10 protein-coding genes are annotated in these 17,550 nt (G+C 64.6%); 1 reads left to right on the top strand and 9 read right to left on the bottom strand.

All coding sequences use genetic code 11. The annotated features are described in order from the left end of the window. Positions 1-132: 132 nt before the first annotated feature. Positions 133-6,630, bottom strand: a complete 6,498-nt coding sequence (locus PCA31118_RS02385; RefSeq protein ID WP_150622601.1) for a hypothetical protein — start codon at positions 6,628-6,630, stop codon at positions 133-135. Between the two features lie 272 nt (positions 6,631-6,902). Here PCA31118_RS02385 and serB point away from each other — a divergent pair, with 272 nt between their 5' ends. Beyond that, positions 6,903-7,811, top strand: a complete 909-nt coding sequence (gene serB / locus PCA31118_RS02380) for a phosphoserine phosphatase SerB (protein WP_246190018.1) — start codon at positions 6,903-6,905, stop codon at positions 7,809-7,811. A 77-nt stretch (positions 7,812-7,888) separates the two neighbouring features. On the opposite strand, the gene PCA31118_RS02375 is transcribed toward serB, so the two are convergent. The 8 genes from PCA31118_RS02375 to PCA31118_RS02340 form a co-directional block, all read right to left on the bottom strand. Beyond that, entirely contained in the window at positions 7,889-9,124 is a 1,236-nt protein-coding gene (locus tag PCA31118_RS02375; RefSeq protein ID WP_150622599.1) for an OspG family effector kinase, read from the bottom strand. A gap of 262 nt (positions 9,125-9,386) precedes the next feature. Further along, positions 9,387-10,604: a cystathionine beta-lyase gene (locus PCA31118_RS02370; RefSeq protein WP_150622597.1), complete on the bottom strand. Its 1,218-nt coding sequence runs from the start codon at positions 10,602-10,604 to the stop codon at positions 9,387-9,389. Positions 10,605-10,657: 53 nt separating this feature from the next. Then, positions 10,658-11,839, bottom strand: coding sequence for a beta-ketothiolase BktB (gene bktB / locus PCA31118_RS02365; protein ID WP_150622595.1), 1,182 nt, complete (start codon positions 11,837-11,839; stop codon positions 10,658-10,660). Positions 11,840-11,944: 105 nt separating this feature from the next. Beyond that, positions 11,945-12,865 (bottom strand): sugar kinase, encoded by a 921-nt coding sequence (locus PCA31118_RS02360; protein WP_150622593.1) that lies wholly within the window; start codon positions 12,863-12,865, stop codon positions 11,945-11,947. A 23-nt stretch (positions 12,866-12,888) separates the two neighbouring features. Further along, the gene (gene rimO / locus PCA31118_RS02355) at positions 12,889-14,256 is read right to left on the bottom strand and encodes a 30S ribosomal protein S12 methylthiotransferase RimO (protein ID WP_150622591.1); all 1,368 of its coding nucleotides are present in this window, start codon (positions 14,254-14,256) and stop codon (positions 12,889-12,891) included. A 315-nt stretch (positions 14,257-14,571) separates the two neighbouring features. Continuing rightward, entirely contained in the window at positions 14,572-15,159 is a 588-nt protein-coding gene (gene phaR, locus PCA31118_RS02350; RefSeq protein ID WP_044456077.1) for a polyhydroxyalkanoate synthesis repressor PhaR, read from the bottom strand. Between the two features lie 163 nt (positions 15,160-15,322). Continuing rightward, positions 15,323-16,063, bottom strand: a complete 741-nt coding sequence (locus PCA31118_RS02345) for a 3-ketoacyl-ACP reductase (RefSeq protein ID WP_044456078.1) — start codon at positions 16,061-16,063, stop codon at positions 15,323-15,325. A 228-nt stretch (positions 16,064-16,291) separates the two neighbouring features. Then, on the bottom strand, positions 16,292-17,473 hold the full coding sequence (locus PCA31118_RS02340; RefSeq protein WP_150622589.1) for an acetyl-CoA C-acetyltransferase: 1,182 nt from the start codon (positions 17,471-17,473) through the stop codon (positions 16,292-16,294). Positions 17,474-17,550 lie beyond the last annotated feature (77 nt).

The following is a 17,550-nucleotide window of genomic DNA, read 5'->3' as shown; positions in this document are numbered from 1 at the left end:
CTACGAGTTGCGAGTTGCGAAGATGTCGGTCATCCGCCCGGTTCAGCTAATTCGGCAGACGTGGCGGACGCGGCTCCCGTGTCGGCTCCCGTGTCGGCTCCCGCGTCGGCAGCGTGTCGACAGTCCTGTTCGCTACCGCGCGGATCGCCACGTCGGCGCGCACAGCAGCACGCCGTTTGGCCTGAAATCGCCCGCCAGCCCTCCGGGGACGACAATGAAGTCCTCGGCGGCAAGCAGCGCGTCATCGGCAGTACTGAAGTCGAAGTACTTCACACACCGGCCGTTGGCATGGCGTCGATAGACCTGCTGCCAATCGTGTTCGCTGGCGATACAGACGTCTTGCGCCAACGTCGCAGCATCTCCCAGCACCTGCCGCGCAAACAGGTCGGTCACTGCCCGGCCGACGTTGCCTGACGTGATCCATGCCACAGGCGCCTCGCCCACCAGGGCGAATGACACAGACGGCCGGAACTGATCCGGTGCGGACCACGCCACGATGACGCGGTAGTTCACCTCGGTCACACCGTGGTTCCCGAGCTTCTCGGCGACAGTCGCGAGCAGACTTCGCAGCGCACCGTCCAGCCGCCATGGCGCTGCACCGGTTCGCTGAAGCCGCAACGCCGTGACGTTCGGATGCGCCAGCAATTGGTCGGCGAAAGCGTTGGCATCGAGGGCGCCATTCCGTAGCACCGGAGCCAGAGGTTCAGCAAAGAGGCCGGGGGCGTCGCTTTGCACCCAAAGCCGCACGATCGCCCCGTCGCGTTGCCAGACCGTGTCGTTCACGGGTCCGACAATGCCCGCGCCGCCCTGCGTCAAGTCGGCTACGGTCAGGGCAAAGCGAGGCTCCGCCAGTGTGCCGACGTTGCTCGCCACGGCAAATCGCCCGTTCCCCAGACTCAGCATGTCGTCGCAGTCGTTCGATTCCGGCGATCCCTGCGATCCCGGCGCACTCTCCAAGTCGGTGCCGACGAAGACGCGGTAGCCCCGCGGGACGTTCCGGAGGCCATCGACGCCGCGAAGCGCGAGCAATTGCGGCGCGCCGCGCTGACGCGGATTGAACCAGCGGTCCCCCGGTAACTGACGCCAGACCGCGGAGATCGCCGCGCCGAATTTCCCGTCTTGCAAACCCACGCCCGCACCGAGCATCGCGCCGGCGAAGTCTGCATTGCCCATCCCGGATTCCACGAGGTTCGCAATGTCGTCATGCACACGCGCAATCACGCGGCACCGGTTCACCTGTTCGACGAAACCGGCAACGAAGGCGACGATGTCTTGTTTCTCGGTGGCGTCGGTGGCGTCGGCGTCCGGGTCAGCGGACATGGTCGTGAAGATATCCCCGGAGAATTCGCGAATTGCGGTGCCGATGTTACGGGCGAGCGCAAGGCTCGGGGCGTTCTGTGCGCCACCTGCCGGGTCGTTAAGGTAGACGACATCCTGCGATAACGGTGTGCCGGTGGTCGGTGCACCGGAGATCGCCGCGATCAGCGCGCTGGCATTCGCCGCCGACATTGCCGTGGCTGCACGGCGTGCCAGTGTGGCGACACCGGCGTCAAGGGAGCTGCCATCCTGTATCGAACGGATCACGAGGTCCCGCAGGTCGTCGATCATGCGCACGACGGGGTCGCCAGGCGACGCCTCTTCGAGCGTCACGGCGGCTGCGTTCCTGCCGCGAAGGTCAATGTCCCGCGCATGACGAGCGACGAACGCAAGGACTCGCGCATGGGTGTCGCCCTCATTGGGCGTCCCGTTGCGCCCCTCGTTGGCCGCTTCATTGCCCCCCTCAGCGGCACATTCATAGGCACACTCTACGGCCCCCATCGACAGAGAGACAGCCTGACCGTTCGTCAATGAAAGCAGCACCCCGCCCATGGCGTTACACACTCCCAGAGCGCCCGGCAGCCGCGTGCCATTCACCAGAACCGAACGCAGAGCGTCATGTCCCTTCAATGCGCCCAGCATCAGGTCCCGATGCGGCGGCAACATGTGTGCAAGGTGCCAGAGCAACAGGCCGCGTCGCACGCTCACGATATCTTCCGTGAGCGCCGCCCGGAAGTCGGGGGTGCGCCAGAGCGCGGCGACCGTCGCGGCGGATGTCGCTGCATGGCCGATGCCGCCACGAGCCATTGGTGAGTTCGATGCCACGGTCGGCCGTGCAGCGCCGGGATATGCGAAGGACGTCGCATTGGGCGACAGCCCCGCCATATCGACATCCATGGTGACCCGGCCCTCGCGCGCATTCCACATGTCCACGAACGTCTCCCATGCATCGTGTGCGCGTTTGCCTCTTGCAATCGGTATCGGGTGGCGGCCGCGCGGCGACACCATCGGCACCGCCGATGTCGGAATCACGACCTCCGGCTTCCCTCGCTTCATCGACGGCGGCGCATGCGGGGCCGGAGGAACATAAGGACCATGCGAAACATGCCGAGTATGCGTAACGTACGAGTCACGCTCCGTCGTCGGTCCGTAAGCACCCAATGGCGTTGGCAGCGGGTTCGGCGCGTGAGGCGGGGGTGGCAGATGCGGCGCGCGGGTCGAGGGTGGCGTGGGGAGAACGTTGGTTGACGGTGGCAGGTAAGGCGCGTGCGGTGGCGGCGCCTTGAAGTGTCCGTTGGCGCCCGACGGCGTCGGGGGTTCGTGGCGCTCTGCACCGTCATGCTTTGCGTGAGGTGCAGGAGGAACGTACATTCTTCGCGGCGCGGGCGTCATGCGCTTCGTCGTCGTTGTCACCGCGCCCCTGCGCGTCGACGACGTCCCCGCCGCGGAGGCAGGCGTTGTGAAGGGCTTAGGGAGCACAGTAGGGGGCACAGTAGGGGGCACAGATGCATGTGGCGTGGTGGACTCCGCCGTCACGCTGCTTGACGCCTCGGGCATGGGTGTCGGCGTAGGTTCGGCACGATCGCTGGCGGTGTGCGACACGAGGTGTCGGGCCTCCGGCATCCGGTCGGAGAGCGCTTCGACATACATCAAGCCGGTGATGGGTCCCCATTGGAAGCCGCCGTCGGAAAACGTCATGCCACGCGAGTCGATCTGCTCGATGCCGTCCGTCGGAAAAAATGTTCTGTCGTGCGCCGTAGCAAGCGTGTCGTTCACGCCCATGCCCAGCAACTTGCCGTGCCCGCCCGTGACGCCCGCAAAGAACATCGTGCCATCCGACCCGGTCAACGCGAATCCATAGCCCTCGGGCAAGCGCTTGACCTGCCGGGCGGAGGTGACCTGCAGGCGCGTCGCGCCCAGGTATCGGTCGACGTGGCGCTCGCCATCGTCGAGCGGTACCGTGGTTTCGCCATCGGTCATGAGATTCCACGAGCGCTTGATGACACTGATCGACCGCCAACTATGTGGCAACGGTCCGGTAGCGGCGTCGTGCATGGGGTCCGCAGGCGAGATCATCGGCTTGCGCTGCCGCCCTTTCGCTGCGCCGGTTCTCGTCACGTCTTTCGTCGTCCCACCCTGCTGCGGCTCGCCCTGCGCCATCAGGCGGACCTGATTGGCAAAATCCCGCCGGCGCTGCGCAATCGAGGGCCACGCTGCCATGAAGGCGTCCCAGATCTGCATGACGCTCGCCGTTTGCGCCGAGTGCTTGATGAGCCAGTCGGCCAGCGCGTCGAGTGTGCGGACATTAGGGATGCGAAGCAGTGCCGCCAGCGAGCGCGAGAGCGAGATGTCGTGCTGGATGCGCTCAAGTTCCTCGACATCGGCACGTGTGGTTGGGGCGTTCGCCGCCGGTGCCGCGGCGTATGAAACGCGGGAACCGAGCTCGAAGGCGATCGACATGGCGATGCCTGCTCGCCCCAGCCCCCGGAATGCAGCGGTCGTCGCGGGACTGACGAGCGTCAGACGATGATGCACCATGTGACGCAGGTCGGTTGCGCGGTGTTGCGCGCGCCACTCGCTCGTGACGATCAGCAAATCGCGCTCCTGCGCGGCGCGGCGAAGCTTCGCGAACCATAGCTCGCGCTTGGGCGAAGGACAGTTGACGAACCGGAACGACGGCGCAAACGACAACCCGTCATACAGGACGCCAGCGGCCCCGGCGCGTGTCGACGCCCCGCCGTCCGACGCTACGCGCTCTTTGCCCTCACCCTGCTCACCCTGCTCGCCCCGTTTGCCCGATTCACCATCAGCGACACACGGGCGGTTGCTGACCACGGGGGGCGCTTCGATCCGGAACCTGAAGGCGTCGTGTCGCAACGGACTCGACGCCTTGAGTTTCTGCTTCGTGGACAAATGCGCGTGCAGAAATGCGCGCAGCGCGTCGCTCATCTCCATGCCGGGCCGCCAGCCAAACGTGGTGCCATGGCGGATCGACATCAGCAGCACGGACTTGCCGTCCGGGGAGGACGCCGCCAGCAGCCCCGGCAATATTTCCTCGTCGAACGACATGACCCACACGGCGTCGTAACCGACCCGGAATCGTTGATGCGTCCCCCCGAGCTGATGCCACGGACGCCCGCCATGCCCGACCTTGCTCACCCGGCTGCCCGGTGGCAACTGACGCTCCCACGCCGACGTCGTCGCATTCATCAGCAGGCCGACGAACATGTCCTGCACATAGGATTCGAAGGCGGTCCGGAGTTCTACCGAAGTCTCCATGGCCGCCAGTTGTTCGCGATCGTGCTCGATCAAGGCATGGCGAAAGGCGTCGTTGTTCACCGCTGCCAGGAGCTTTTTTGCCGCATCGTCGACGACCTGGACCGAGGTCACCTCCCGCCTGGCGAAGTTAAAGCCGGACTCCGGCAAATAGTGATGTCCCAGCGCGACATCGAGTATCGAGAAAGTTCGTGTCGTGCTCACGCCGGCGGAGAAGCTGAACCGGTCGGCGTCGGCTGACCGGCCATATTCCTTGTACGTGACCTCAACCGTCGCGTTCCACGGCAGCACGGCTCCGTGCCCGAATCCCTCCCTCGGATACCGTTTGCGCAACACAACGCTCATGTCCTTGCTGATCGACGCCCGCACTTCGTTGCGGTAGTTTTCCATCGCCGCGGCGGGCGATTCGCCCCACTGCGTCGACTCGATCACCGCCAGCATCTGATCGAGCGACAGCGATCGATTGCCTGACATCGGCGCGAACGCGTGCGTCCCGCCGCCCGCAGATGGAGGGGACCTCGGCAAGTCGACCCGGTTCGGCGCAGGTCTGCGATGGTTGGGCTGGTATCGCAACGCCGAGACGGTCCACGGGTGCGCTTCCGATGCCATCGCCCCCCCCATACGCCATTGTGTCGGCACGATTGCCGTGGGTTCGTGCTGCATGCGGCGCAAGACAAGTTCGTCGGGCCAGCGCTTCACGACGTTGCGATGCAGGTCCCGGATCGGCAACGCAGCGCTGCGGACCAGGCGTGCCGGCAAACGACGCGGCGCGCCAGTTGCGCCAATCGCGCGGACCACGCGGCTTCCCAGTGCACGGACATCCATCACCTGCGTCAGCGCTGCGACGGCCTCGACCGCCCTGACCCAGCCGGGTATCTCGGCGCGAAGGTGCGGACGTCGGCGCGCGCGCGACTTGCGCAGAAAGTCCGGCCAGTCGACCAGTGAGAAGATGTCGGACGGCGTTCTTGCGTCCATCGTCCCAAGTCGACGTTTGAGCAAGTCGACCACCTCGAACACGTCCATTTCCGCGAAGGCGGGGCCGAGCGCCGTTACCAGCCGCCGCAACTCCGTGGCGGTGAGCGCAGGCAGCAACAATGCATAGGCCGACAGGCACTGCGCGCGTTGCAACGCCAGGGCGTCGCGCTCGGACGGCCCGGCGGCACACAAACGCGCCAGCGCAGCCGCTTCGCAAGTCCCGGCCGTGAGCGCACCGACCATCGGACCGTAGGTGCTCCACAGCCGGCGGACCTGGCTGACTTTCGCCAGCTTCGTGGACGACGACGATGTCTCGGCGTGCACCGACTTCGTCGACGCATGCAACGCGCCGGCCGCGAAGTGATACGTCAATCCCGCTGCCAGCCCGGCCGCCCCAGCCATGACCGGCAGACACTTCCACGCCACGTCGCGCAATCCAACGGGGGCGGGCGGGGTAAACGTCGGACGGTTCCCCGCTAGCTGGCGTTGCCACGCGGCGACCGCGAATGTCGGATCGTCCACCGCGAGTTCCGCCCACAAGCCGGGAAGCGCCGAGAGCATCGGGAGTTCGAGGTCCGCCACATCCGGCGCCAGCACCGATTCGAGCACCGCGCACAACAGACCGTCGTAAAGCGATGCGACACCCGTCCACCTTGCCGACATGCCGGTGTCCGCCCCGAAACGGCCGTCCCGGTACACGATTGCGGGCAGCGTGCCCTCACGCACGACGAATCCGGTCCGCGCCATCGCGACTGCCAGGCTGCGAAGCCCGGCTTGCTCACCTGCGTCCGTGCATGCGTCGCGTCGATCGAGCAATTGAAAAGCGAGCGCAGACGAGACCGGCCCCCAGTGATCGGGGGGCAGACACATCAATCCGTACACGACGCGTGCGCGCCAATCCTTGTCTGCCAGTTTCCGCGGCACCGAAGTCGCCATGGTTGCCGGGGTCGCTGGGGTTGCTGAGGTTGCCTGTGACGATTCGCGCGCCGGTGGCGGCAGGTCGACGGCTGCCGTCGCAGTGGGCGTCAGCCAGGAAACCCGGGGCGAAACGGAAATCTGCATGTGAACTCCTGCGGGCGACGTTCGGTCGCTGCTGCCTGCGGCCTGATATTCCTGCCGGGGTCAACACCGTCGAGTTCACTTTTCGCTCAAATCGGTCCGGTTGGGAAAACTGCCGGACCGAACGCAACGCTGTAAAATGCGGTTCCATTCGCACGCAGCGTGCCGCTCCCAGGGCGATGCCCGCGCGGTTTCTGAGTGGTTTCAGAGCGGTATTAAGCGGTATTAAGACGGTACTAAGCGGTATTTGCGCAGTCGCTAATTTTCATTTCCAGATGCCTCACGACCTCGTCATATTGGGACCTCACGCGCCCACCGGCCCCGACTCGGGCGCAGCATTGCAATCCGCCATCGGCGACACAAACGCCCCGGTGCCCCGGGCCGCGATCGAGGCATTGGCGCCCAACGCAGCCATCGAACTTGCACAAGGGGTAACGCGCGTGCGCGATGTCGTCGATTCCCCGGCGCTGCGCTCGGCCATGACCGCCCTCGCGCAACAGCATGGCGTAGACGCCGTGCTGGTCGACAGCGCACGCCGCCTGACCGATTTCAAGCTCGTCGCCATGGACATGGACTCGACGCTGATCACCATCGAGTGCATCGACGAAATCGCGGATTATTGTGGTTTGAAGGCGGAAGTCTCCGCCATCACCGAAGCCGCCATGCGCGGCGAGATCAAGGACTTCAACGAAAGCCTGACGCGTCGGGTCGCCCTGCTCAAGGGACTCGACGCCAGCGCGCTGGAAAAGGTCTACGACGAGCGTTTGCAACTCTCCCCCGGCGCGCAAACCATGCTGCGCGGCGTCCAGGCGCTCGGTATTCGAACGCTGCTCGTCTCCGGTGGCTTCACGTTCTTCACTGATCGGCTCAAGCCACGTCTGAACCTGGACGTGACGCGCGCCAATACGCTGGAAATCGTCGACGGAAAACTGACCGGCCGCGTGCTGGGCGAGATCGTCAATGCCGAGGTGAAGGCTCGCACCGTTTCCGAAGTCGCCGCGCAGTTCGGCGCAACGCCCGCGCAAACCATCGTCATGGGCGACGGCTCGAACGATCTGCAGATGATGGCCATCGCGGGCCTGTCGGTGGCGTTCCGCGCGAAACCCGTGGTGCGCGAGAAGGCATCGGTGGCGTTCAACTACGCGGGACTCGACGGATTGCTGTCGCTGTTCCGGCGCGACTGAGGAGCGGCGCGCCACATCGTCGTTAGCGGATCGCTGGCGCATCGTTAATGCATAGCCAGTGCATCGCTAGTGCATGGTCAGCGTGGCGTGATGGCCGAATGGCCTGATGACCACTCGCCCCGCGCGGGCACGTCATCCTGCGATTGGCACGCCGCGGTCTCCAGACGCCGACGAATGGGGGCCTGTAAAAGCGCCCATTCGGTTTGCCACGCGGGACCAGTCTCGGTGGCTTCGTCGCTCGTTGCGTCCACAGACAAACATGACGACGCAAAACTGAGCGGAAACAACGTGCCGGTGTCGGGCGCGTAGTGCATGTGGTCTGCCGTCAGCCCTGGATGCAACATGCCACGCGTCATCAGGTTGTCGAACATCGCTAGCGACGCAGTCGCGTATCCCTCCGGCAAATGGGCCAACGTGCCGACCGGCATGCCCGGCACGCGCCGCATATGCAGCAGGAACTGGCCCTGACAGGTGCGAAGCAGCGTCGCGGTGCCGACGCCGTAATAGCGCTCGAACATGCGCTTCTCGTTGACCGCACGTGCGAGCTTACGGGGCCCAGTGGCGACGCCCGCCACGAATTCGGAGACCCGAAAGGAAAACAGCCACTTGTAGACGCGCGACGCGTCTTGCGGATCGGGCGCCACGACACCACAGCGCTCGCCCATCTCGCAGGCAGCGTCGTAGCCGATCAGATCCGCGAGCGTCGCCTTCGTCTCGATAACGTCGGGGGCATGACTGTCGATGATCGCGCCCAGACGTCTGCGCATCGCATCGAAACTCGACGCGTCGGCCGCAACAGGCCCTGGCGTGCGCGCCTCGGGCGCCATCGCACTCGCATCGAAGGTGGCGGCCATGCCCATGTCCACCGCCCAGAAAGTTGTCGTCGCGGCGTCGAAATAGAGGTTTTCGGAATGCAGGTCGCGGTGTGCAACGCCCGCATCGATCATGTTTCCCTGAAGGTCGTCGAGCGCGAGCAAGACGTCGAGTTTGCACGGGCCGTACTCGGATGGCCAGACCTGGTACATCGGTTTGCCCGGCACCTTACGCATGCGTATGCACAGGTAGTTGTCCTTCGTCACAAAACACTCGGCGCCGCAAGGACCATATAACCGGTTGAAGTTTCGGACCTCCTGCAGCGTCCGTTCGAACGCCCCGTTCATATCGGCCGGGTGCAGCACGTCCCGACTCACTTTAACGACATAGTCCGGATCGTCGCGATCGACATATACGGCGCCCGAATCGCCACCGCCTACGAAGTGACGCCCGGCCTTTGCGCCGACGATGTCGTCGAGCGACCGGGGATCGAGCGGCACGCTGGGTGCGATTGCAGCAATTGGCGAGGGCGCGCAAGGCGCATCGGATACCGACCGCGGTGCGCTCACGAGACAGGACGCGAATGAGGAGGCGGGCAGCAACATGTTGTCGGCGGCGGCGCGTCCGGAGCGCCGCCCCGGACCTCGCGCACAATGCTCACGAAGGTCGAAAAGCGTCAGCGTGACGTGTGACGCCGACGGTCCGCTTCCGAAATGTGCTGCTATTCGCAGGCGAAGGTAGGTGCCCCCGCCTCCGATGGCATCAAACCGTCAGATGCGCCTTCAGACTCGCTTCGATGTCGGCTTGCAGATCGCGAACGTCTTCCAGCCCCACATAAAAGCGCACGAGCGCGCCCTTGTGCGGCCAGGGTGTGGCCGTGCGCATGGTCGGGACCCGGTAGGGGACGACGAGGCTATGCGCCCCACCCCAGCTGAAACCGATCTTGAACAGGCGAAGCGCTTCGATGAACGCGTCGACTTGCGCCTGCGTGTAACGCTCGTCGAACACGACGGAGAACAGTCCTCCCGCGCCCGTGAAGTCGCGCCGGAAGTGCTGATGCCCCGGACAATCGTCGAACGCCGGATGCAGCACGGCGGCGATCTCGTGACGCGTACCCAGCCACGTCGCCAGCGTCATCGCCGCGCGATCATGCGCTTCGAAGCGCAACTGCATGTTCGGCAGGCTACGCAACACCAGACTGCAATCGTCCGCCGACACCCCAACGCCCATGCGCATGCGCGCCTGCTTCAGACGATGGTGGATCTCGTCGTCGATGGTCACGACGCCGCCCATCAGAACGTCGCTGCCGCCCGACTGATATTTGGTCAGCGCCTGCACCGAGATGTCCACGCCGTGATCGAAGGGACGGAATGCAAGCCCGGCGGAATAGGTATTGTCGATGGCGGTGAGCACACCACGCTCGCGCGCGACGCGGGCAATGGCAGGAATGTCGGGGACTTCCATCGTCACCGAGCCCGGCGCTTCCAGCCAGATCAGCCTGGTGTTCGGCTGGATCAGCGCGCCAATGCCGTCACCGATCATCGGATCGTAGTAACGCACCGTGATGCCCCACGACTGCGCGAGCCAATCGCCGTGTTCGCGGTTCGGGCCATAAGCGTTGTCGGGAATCAGCACGTCGTCGCCACTCCGGACGAGACCGAAATACACGTTGGAAATGGCGGCAAGTCCCGACGGGAACAGCAGGCAGTGCTTGCCGCCTTCCAGCGCGGCGAGCCGACGCATCAACTCCATGGACGTGGGCGTCGCGTGCAAACCGTAGCGCCACTGGCTGTCGTTCTTCCAGTCGAGCGTGCGCATGGCGGCCAGGTCGGGGAAGATCACCGTCGAGGCGCGCGCCACCGGCACCGGCATGGCGGCGAAGCCCGCGGGCAGTTGCGTATCGGTGTGCAGAATATTGGTTTGCCAGTGCCAGCCGTTGGCTTCCGGCTTGTCGAGGGGCTTGCGGTTGTCTTGCGTCATCACGGCTCCGGAAAAACTCGGGCCGGCAACACCGCCGGCCCCCGGGGAGTAACTTACACGCGCTCGAACACGGCGGCAATGCCCTGACCGCCGCCAATACACATCGTGACCAGCGCATACCGGCCGCCGATACGCTGCAACTCGTGCAGTGCCTTGACCGTGATGAGTGCGCCCGTTGCACCGATCGGGTGACCCAGCGAAATGCCCGAGCCGTTCGGATTCACCTTGGCCGGATCGAAGCCGAGATCGCGCGTCACGGCGCAGGCCTGCGCAGCAAACGCTTCATTGGCTTCCACGACATCGATGTCGTCGACCTTCAGCCCCGCACGCTCCAGGGCCTTGCGCGATGCCGGCACCGGGCCAATGCCCATGTAGTTCGGATCCACGCCGGCGTGCGCATAGCTCACCAGACGGGCAAGCGGCCTCGCCCCGCGGCGCTCGGCTTCTGCGCGCTCCATCAGAATGAGGGCTGCTGCGGCGTCGTTCAGACCGGAGGCATTGCCCGCGGTTACGGTACCGTCCTTCTCGAACACCGGCCGCAGCTTCGCCATGTCCTCAAGACTGACCTCGGCGCGCACGTGCTCGTCGGTCGTGAACGAGACGTCGCCCTTCTTCGACTTCAGGGTGATCGGCACGATCTGATCGTTGAAGTAACCGGCCGCCATCGCACGGGCCGCACGCTGGTGCGACTCCACGGCAAGCCGGTCCTGATCGTCGCGTGTAATGCCCCACTTCTTCGCAATGTTCTCCGCCGTCACGCCCATGTGGATGTTGGCGAACGGGTCATGCAGTGCGCCGAGCATCATGTCGACCAGACGCGACTCGCCCATGCGGGTGCCCCAGCGGGCGCCGGGCATGACGTAAGGCGCGCGGCTCATGCTCTCCGCGCCGCCCGCCATCGCCACGTCGGTATCACCCAGCAGGATCGATTGCGCAGCGGACACCACGGCCTGCAGACCGGACCCGCACAGGCGGTTCACGGTCATGGCAGGCGCGTGCTGGCTCACGCCGGCCTCGATGGAGGCCACGCGCGCCAGATACATGTCTTTGGGTTCGGTATGGATGACATTGCCGAACACCACGTGTCCGACGTCTTCACCGCCGACCTGGGCGCGGGCCATGGCCTCGCGGGCGACGATGGCGCCGAGCTGCGTCGGCGCGAAGTCCTTCAGGCTGCCACCAAAATCACCAATCGCGGTACGTACTCCACTGACGATCACGACCTCTCGTTGCATGTCTCTTCTCCGGGTGGGTATAGGTTTGCAACGAGTATAGCGTCATAGGGGGTTACCGCGATGGCAGGCTCATTGGAAGGAAGCCTCCATCGGTGCGTCCGTGCGTCAGCTCGCCAACGCTCGGATCACCTGCTCCGCGCGCGGCACAGGGGCAACCGCGCCATAGCCGGTGGTCGACAAGGCCGCGCACACGTTGGCATAGCGGGCCGCCGTGAACGGATCGTCGCCCAGCGCCAGACGCGCCACGAACGCGCCGCCGAAGCAATCGCCGGCGCCCGTGGCGTCGACAGCCTGCACCGGGTAAGGGGGGACGATGCGGCGCTCCTCGGGCGTTGCGACGTAGCAACCTTCGCGTCCGAGCTTGAGCGCCACGACCTTAACACCGTGGGAGAGCAACGCATCGAGAATCGCATCGCGATCTTCAAGGCCGGTCACGGCCGTGACGTCGTCCCAACTCGGCAGGCAGACGTCGGTCAGGCTGAACGCTTCGCGCATGGTGGCGCGCGCACGGGCGAGCGGCCACAGCTTGAGGCGCAGATTGGTGTCGAACGACACTTTGCCGCCCGCCGCGCGAATCTTCGACATGGCGTCAAACGCGGCGTCACAGGCGCTTACGCTGATTGCCAGACTGATGCCGGACAAATGCAGGAACTGTGCACCGGCGAGTGCCTCGCGCGGCAGGTCCTGCGCGCGATAGCGGCTCGCGGCCGATCCCGCGCGCAGATAGTCGAAATGGTGTCCGTCGTCGTCGTGCGACACGAAATAGACGCCGGTCGGCGCCTGCGAATCCACATGAACGAACCGGGTATCGACATGCTCGTCGCGCCACAGATCGAGCAACATACGGCCGAACAGGTCGTCGCCGACCGCGCTCACGTAACCCGTTCGCACGCCCTGACGGCTCGCGGCAATCGCGAAGTTGGACGTGTCGCCCCCGAAGCCTTGCAGATATCGCCGGGGGTCTTCGGGCGACTGGTTGAATTCGACCATCGCCTCGCCCATCGCAAGGACTTGCGGCATTTGCATGATTTTCGAATCCGCTTGCGTCATCAGACCACCTCGCCCCACAGATCGTGACCGTCGGCGCCCGTCACCTCGACGTTCACGAACTCACCGACCTTCAGGCGCTTGGCGGCCTTGGGTGTCGGTTCGATGTACACGAGACCGTCGATTTCGGGCGCGTCGGCAGCCGAGCGGGCAATTCCACCGTCCTGATTGATTTCGTCGACGATCACCTGAATCGTCTTGCCCACCTTGCGCTGCTGGCGCTCGGCAGAAATCTCTTCGGCCACTTCCATGAAGCGTGCGCGGCGCGCTTCACGCACTTCGTCCGGCAGCGCGCCGGGCAGTTCGTTGGCGCGTGCGCCTTCGACCGGCGAGTAGGCGAAGCAGCCCACGCGGTCGAGTTCGGCTTCGCGCAGGAAATCCAGCAGGTATTCGAATTCGGCTTCGGTCTCGCCCGGGAATCCGGCGATGAACGTGCTGCGGATCGTCAGATCCGGACACATCCTGCGCCAGGCCTGGATGCGCTCGAGGTTCTTCTCGCCCGAAGCCGGACGCTTCATGCGCTTGAGCACGTCGGGATGGGCATGCTGCAACGGCACGTCGAGATACGGGAGGATGTGGCCTTCGGCCATCAGCGGAATGATCTCGTCGACGTGCGGATACGGATAGACGTAATGCAGACGCACCCACGCACCGTACTGCCGCGCCAGTTCACCCAGTGCCGTGACCAGCTCGGTCATACGGGTCTTGAGCGGACGACCGGCCCAGAAACCGGTGCGGTACTTCACATCGACGCCATACGCACTGGTGTCCTGCGAGATCACCAGCAGTTCCTTCACGCCGGCCTTGAACAGGTTCTCGGCTTCGAGCATCACTTCCGCCACGGGGCGCGAGTCGAGATCGCCCCGCATCGACGGGATGATGCAGAACGTGCAACGGTGATTGCACCCTTCGGAAATCTTCAGATAGGCATAGTGGCGCGGCGTGAGCTTGATGCCGGCCGGCGGTACGAGATCGGTGAAGGGATCGTGCGGCTTGGGCAGGTGCGTGTGCACGGCGCTCATCACCTCACCAACGGCGTGGGGACCGGTGACGGCCAGCACCTTCGGGTGCACGGCGCTCACGATGTCCTGACCGGCAGCGTCTTTCTTGGCGCCCAGACAACCGGTGACGATCACCTTGCCGTTCTCGGCGAGCGCCTCGCCGATGGCGTCGAGACTTTCCTGAACGGCGTCGTCGATGAAGCCGCAGGTGTTGACGACAACGAGGTCGGCACCGTCATAGGTGCCGGCAATGTCGTAACCTTCGGCGCGCAATTGGGTCAGGATCTGCTCGGAGTCGACCAAAGCCTTGGGGCAGCCGAGCGAGACGAAGCCGACCTTGGGGGTGCCGGCGGGCGATGGGCGGGACATGGGGCGAAATCCTGATCTAGTAAATACGTGTGACGATCGGCCGCCTGAGCATCACGACGGGGTCAATCCCGTGCGTTGCATCGCCACGCGGCCGAACAGCAGGTAACCGCGCATTTTACCCTGATCGCCCAGGGTTCGTTCCAACAATTGTGCCGAACCGGGCGCCCCCCCGCTGACGCGTGCCGGCGCAGAGCGCCATCGGGCGGTCCGTTGCGGTGTGCGCCCCACGTCACACCGCAGCACCGAACGATACGGCCCGACTATCGAGCGACTATCGAGCGACTGTCGACCGACGTTCGTCCGGTTACCGCTCGCTCAGGGCTTCTTGTTCGGATCGCGGCCCGGCGCGCCGGGAGCACCCGGACCTCCCGGGAACGGGAAGGTGCTGAACATGTTCTTCGCCTGGCTTTGCATCTGCTCCTGCATCTGCACGAACAGGTTCTTCGACTGCTCGATGTAGTTGGTCATCATGCCCTGCATCATCGGCGCCTGCATGTTCATGAATTGCGCCCAGACGTCAGGATTGAAGGCCGCGCCTTCGTAGATGCCTTTCGACTGATCGGCCAGCTTGTTCTGAATTTCGATGAAAGTCTGGATGTTTTTCTCGAGATACGTGCCCATCATGCCCTGCAGCGCGTGGCCGTAGAAGCGGATGATCTGGGCGAGCATCGCGCTCGAGAACATCGGCACACCGCCGGTCTCTTCTTCCAGAATGATCTGCAGCAGGATGCTGCGGGTCAGGTCCTCGCCCGTCTTGGCGTCGACGACCTTGAACTCCTCGGTCTCGAGCACCAGTTGCTTCACATCGGCAAGGGTGATGTACGTACTGGTTTGGGTATCGTACAGACGCCGGTTCGGATACTTTTTGATCAGGCGTTCGTCAGTCTTCTTGCTCGCGGTCATGCGGTGGGTTTCCTGCGTTTTTTGAAGGACTACCCCGACCGGCGGTCGGGGTTCATCACATATTATCGATTCTAGGGCGTTTGCTGCTATGCGGCAAAGCCCTAACCCGCAACGGAGCGCAGTGCATCGCTTCGGCCCGCACCGGCACCCGCCCCGTCACCGCTTAGCCCATGTGCAGGCCGCCGTTGAGCGAGAAGTCCGCGCCCGTCGAAAAGCCCGAGTCGTCCGATGCCAGCCAAGCCACGATCGAGCCGATTTCGCCAGGCTCGCCGAGACGCTTGACCGGAATCGTCGCCACGATCTTGTCGAGCACGTCCTGACGGATCGAGCGCACCATGTCCGTTCCGATGTAACCCGGCGACACCGTATTGACCGTCACGCCCTTGGTCGCCACTTCCTGCGCCAGCGACATCGTGAAGCCGTGAATACCGGCCTTCGCCGTCGCGTAGTTCGTCTGACCGAACTGGCCCTTCTGCCCGTTGACCGACGAGATATTGATGATGCGACCGAAACCACGCTCGCACATGCCTTCGATCACTTGCTTCGTGACGTTGAACAGGCTCGTGAGGTTGGTGTCGATCACGGCATCCCAATCCTCGCGGGTCATCTTGCGAAAGACGACGTCGCGCGTGATACCGGCGTTGTTCACCAGCACGTCGATCTCGCCCACTTCCGCCTTGACCTTGTCGAAGGCCGCCTTCGTCGAATCCCAGTCGCCGACGTTGCCCTCGGACGCGATGAATTCGAACCCCAGCGCCTTCTGGTCTTCCAGCCACTTCACGCGGCGCGGCGAATTCGGGCCGCACCCCGCCACCACCTTGAAGCCGTCTTTGTACAGCCGCTGGCAAATGGACGTACCGATACCGCCCATCCCGCCTGTCACATATGCAATGCGTTGAGTCATGGAACGCTTCCCCCAAAATAACGGCAAACCTGCCGCCTGTTGCGACTGCCAATTGACCGACGCGCAGGTCGCGCGTTCCCGCGCGAGCCTTCCGTCTCCTGACTACTTCAGTGCGAGCCCGTGCACATTGCACGCACGGGCGACACCGATTCTTGTGCGGTTCTGATGACTCACGCCAAGCCCTCGGAGGACTCAGATGACGCAGAGGACCCAGAGGACTCGGGGGCGTCAGACGCGCTCGACCGCCAGCGCCACGCCCATCCCGCCGCCGATGCACAGCGAGGCCAGACCACGACGGGCATCGCGACGGGCCATTTCATGCAGCAGCGTGACCAGAATGCGGCAGCCGGACGCACCGATCGGGTGACCGATGGCGATAGCGCCGCCGTTCACGTTGATCTTCGAGGTATCCCAGCCCATCTGCTTGTTCACGGCCAGCGCCTGCGCCGCAAACGCTTCGTTGATTTCCATCAGATCCAGGTCGCTTGCCTTCCAGCCCGCACGGGAGAGACAACGCTGCGAGGCCGGCACCGGGCCGATCCCCATGACCGACGGATCGACGCCGGCGTTGGCGTACGCCACGATGCGCGCGAGCGGGGTCAGACCGAGCTGCTCGGCGCGCTTGGCCGACATCACGACCACCGCGGCCGCGCCGTCGTTGATGCCCGATGCGTTGGCCGCCGTCACGGTGCCGTCCTTCGAGAACGCGGGCTTCAAGCCCGCAAGCGATTCGGCGGTCACGCCGTGGCGCACGAATTCGTCGGTCTTGAATACGACCGGGTCGCCCTTGCGCTGCGGAATCGAGACCGGCACGATTTCGTCGTCGAAACGTCCCGCCTTTTGCGCGGCTTCCGCCTTGTTCTGCGAAGCGGCGGCGAAGGCGTCCTGCATTTCGCGCGTAATGCCGTATTCCTTGGCGACGTTCTCGGCCGTGATACCCATGTGGTACTGGTTGTACACGTCCCACAGACCGTCGACGATCATGGAGTCGATGAGCTTGGCGTCGCCCATGCGGAAACCATCTCGCGAACCCGGCAACACGTGCGGCGCCGCGCTCATGTTTTCCTGACCGCCCGCCACGACGATATCTGCCTCGCCGGCGGTGATTGCGTTCGCGGCGAGCATCACGGCCTTCAGGCCCGAGCCGCACACCTTGTTGATCGTCATGGCCGGCACCATCGTCGGCAGACCCGCCTTGATCGATGCCTGACGCGCCACGTTCTGTCCCGAGCCGGCCGTCAACACCTGACCCATGATGACTTCACTGATGTCTTCGCCTTTGAGCTTGGCGCGCTTGAGGACTTCGTCGATGACGATCGCCCCCAGGTCCGGCGCCGCCACCTTGGCCAGCGAGCCGCCAAATTTACCGACTGCCGTACGGGCAGCCGACACAATCACGATATCCGTCATGTCTCATTCCTCTTTTTCAATGGGTTCGAACCAGGGGGGGGATGCCCGCCGCACGGCTGATCGTCCAACCGCGCGTA

The sequence above is a fragment of the Pandoraea captiosa genome (assembly GCF_902459775.1).
GTDB classification, from domain to species: Bacteria; Pseudomonadota; Gammaproteobacteria; order Burkholderiales; family Burkholderiaceae; genus Pandoraea; species Pandoraea captiosa.
This window is presented reverse-complemented; position numbering and strand designations above follow the sequence as displayed.

Coding starts and splice junctions, on each gene's coding strand:
- PCA31118_RS02345 (WP_044456078.1), bottom strand. CDS start 16,063: ATGACTCAACGCATTGCATATGTGACAGGCGGGATGGGCGGTATCGGT.
- PCA31118_RS02360 (WP_150622593.1), bottom strand. CDS start 12,865: ATGCAAATGCCGCAAGTCCTTGCGATGGGCGAGGCGATGGTCGAATTC.
- PCA31118_RS02385 (WP_150622601.1), bottom strand. CDS start 6,630: ATGCAGATTTCCGTTTCGCCCCGGGTTTCCTGGCTGACGCCCACTGCG.
- PCA31118_RS02370 (WP_150622597.1), bottom strand. CDS start 10,604: ATGACGCAAGACAACCGCAAGCCCCTCGACAAGCCGGAAGCCAACGGC.
- bktB (WP_150622595.1), bottom strand. CDS start 11,839: ATGCAACGAGAGGTCGTGATCGTCAGTGGAGTACGTACCGCGATTGGT.
- rimO (WP_150622591.1), bottom strand. CDS start 14,256: ATGTCCCGCCCATCGCCCGCCGGCACCCCCAAGGTCGGCTTCGTCTCG.
- PCA31118_RS02340 (WP_150622589.1), bottom strand. CDS start 17,473: ATGACGGATATCGTGATTGTGTCGGCTGCCCGTACGGCAGTCGGTAAA.
- serB (WP_246190018.1), top strand. CDS start 6,903: ATGCCTCACGACCTCGTCATATTGGGACCTCACGCGCCCACCGGCCCC.
- phaR (WP_044456077.1), bottom strand. CDS start 15,159: ATGACCGCGAGCAAGAAGACTGACGAACGCCTGATCAAAAAGTATCCG.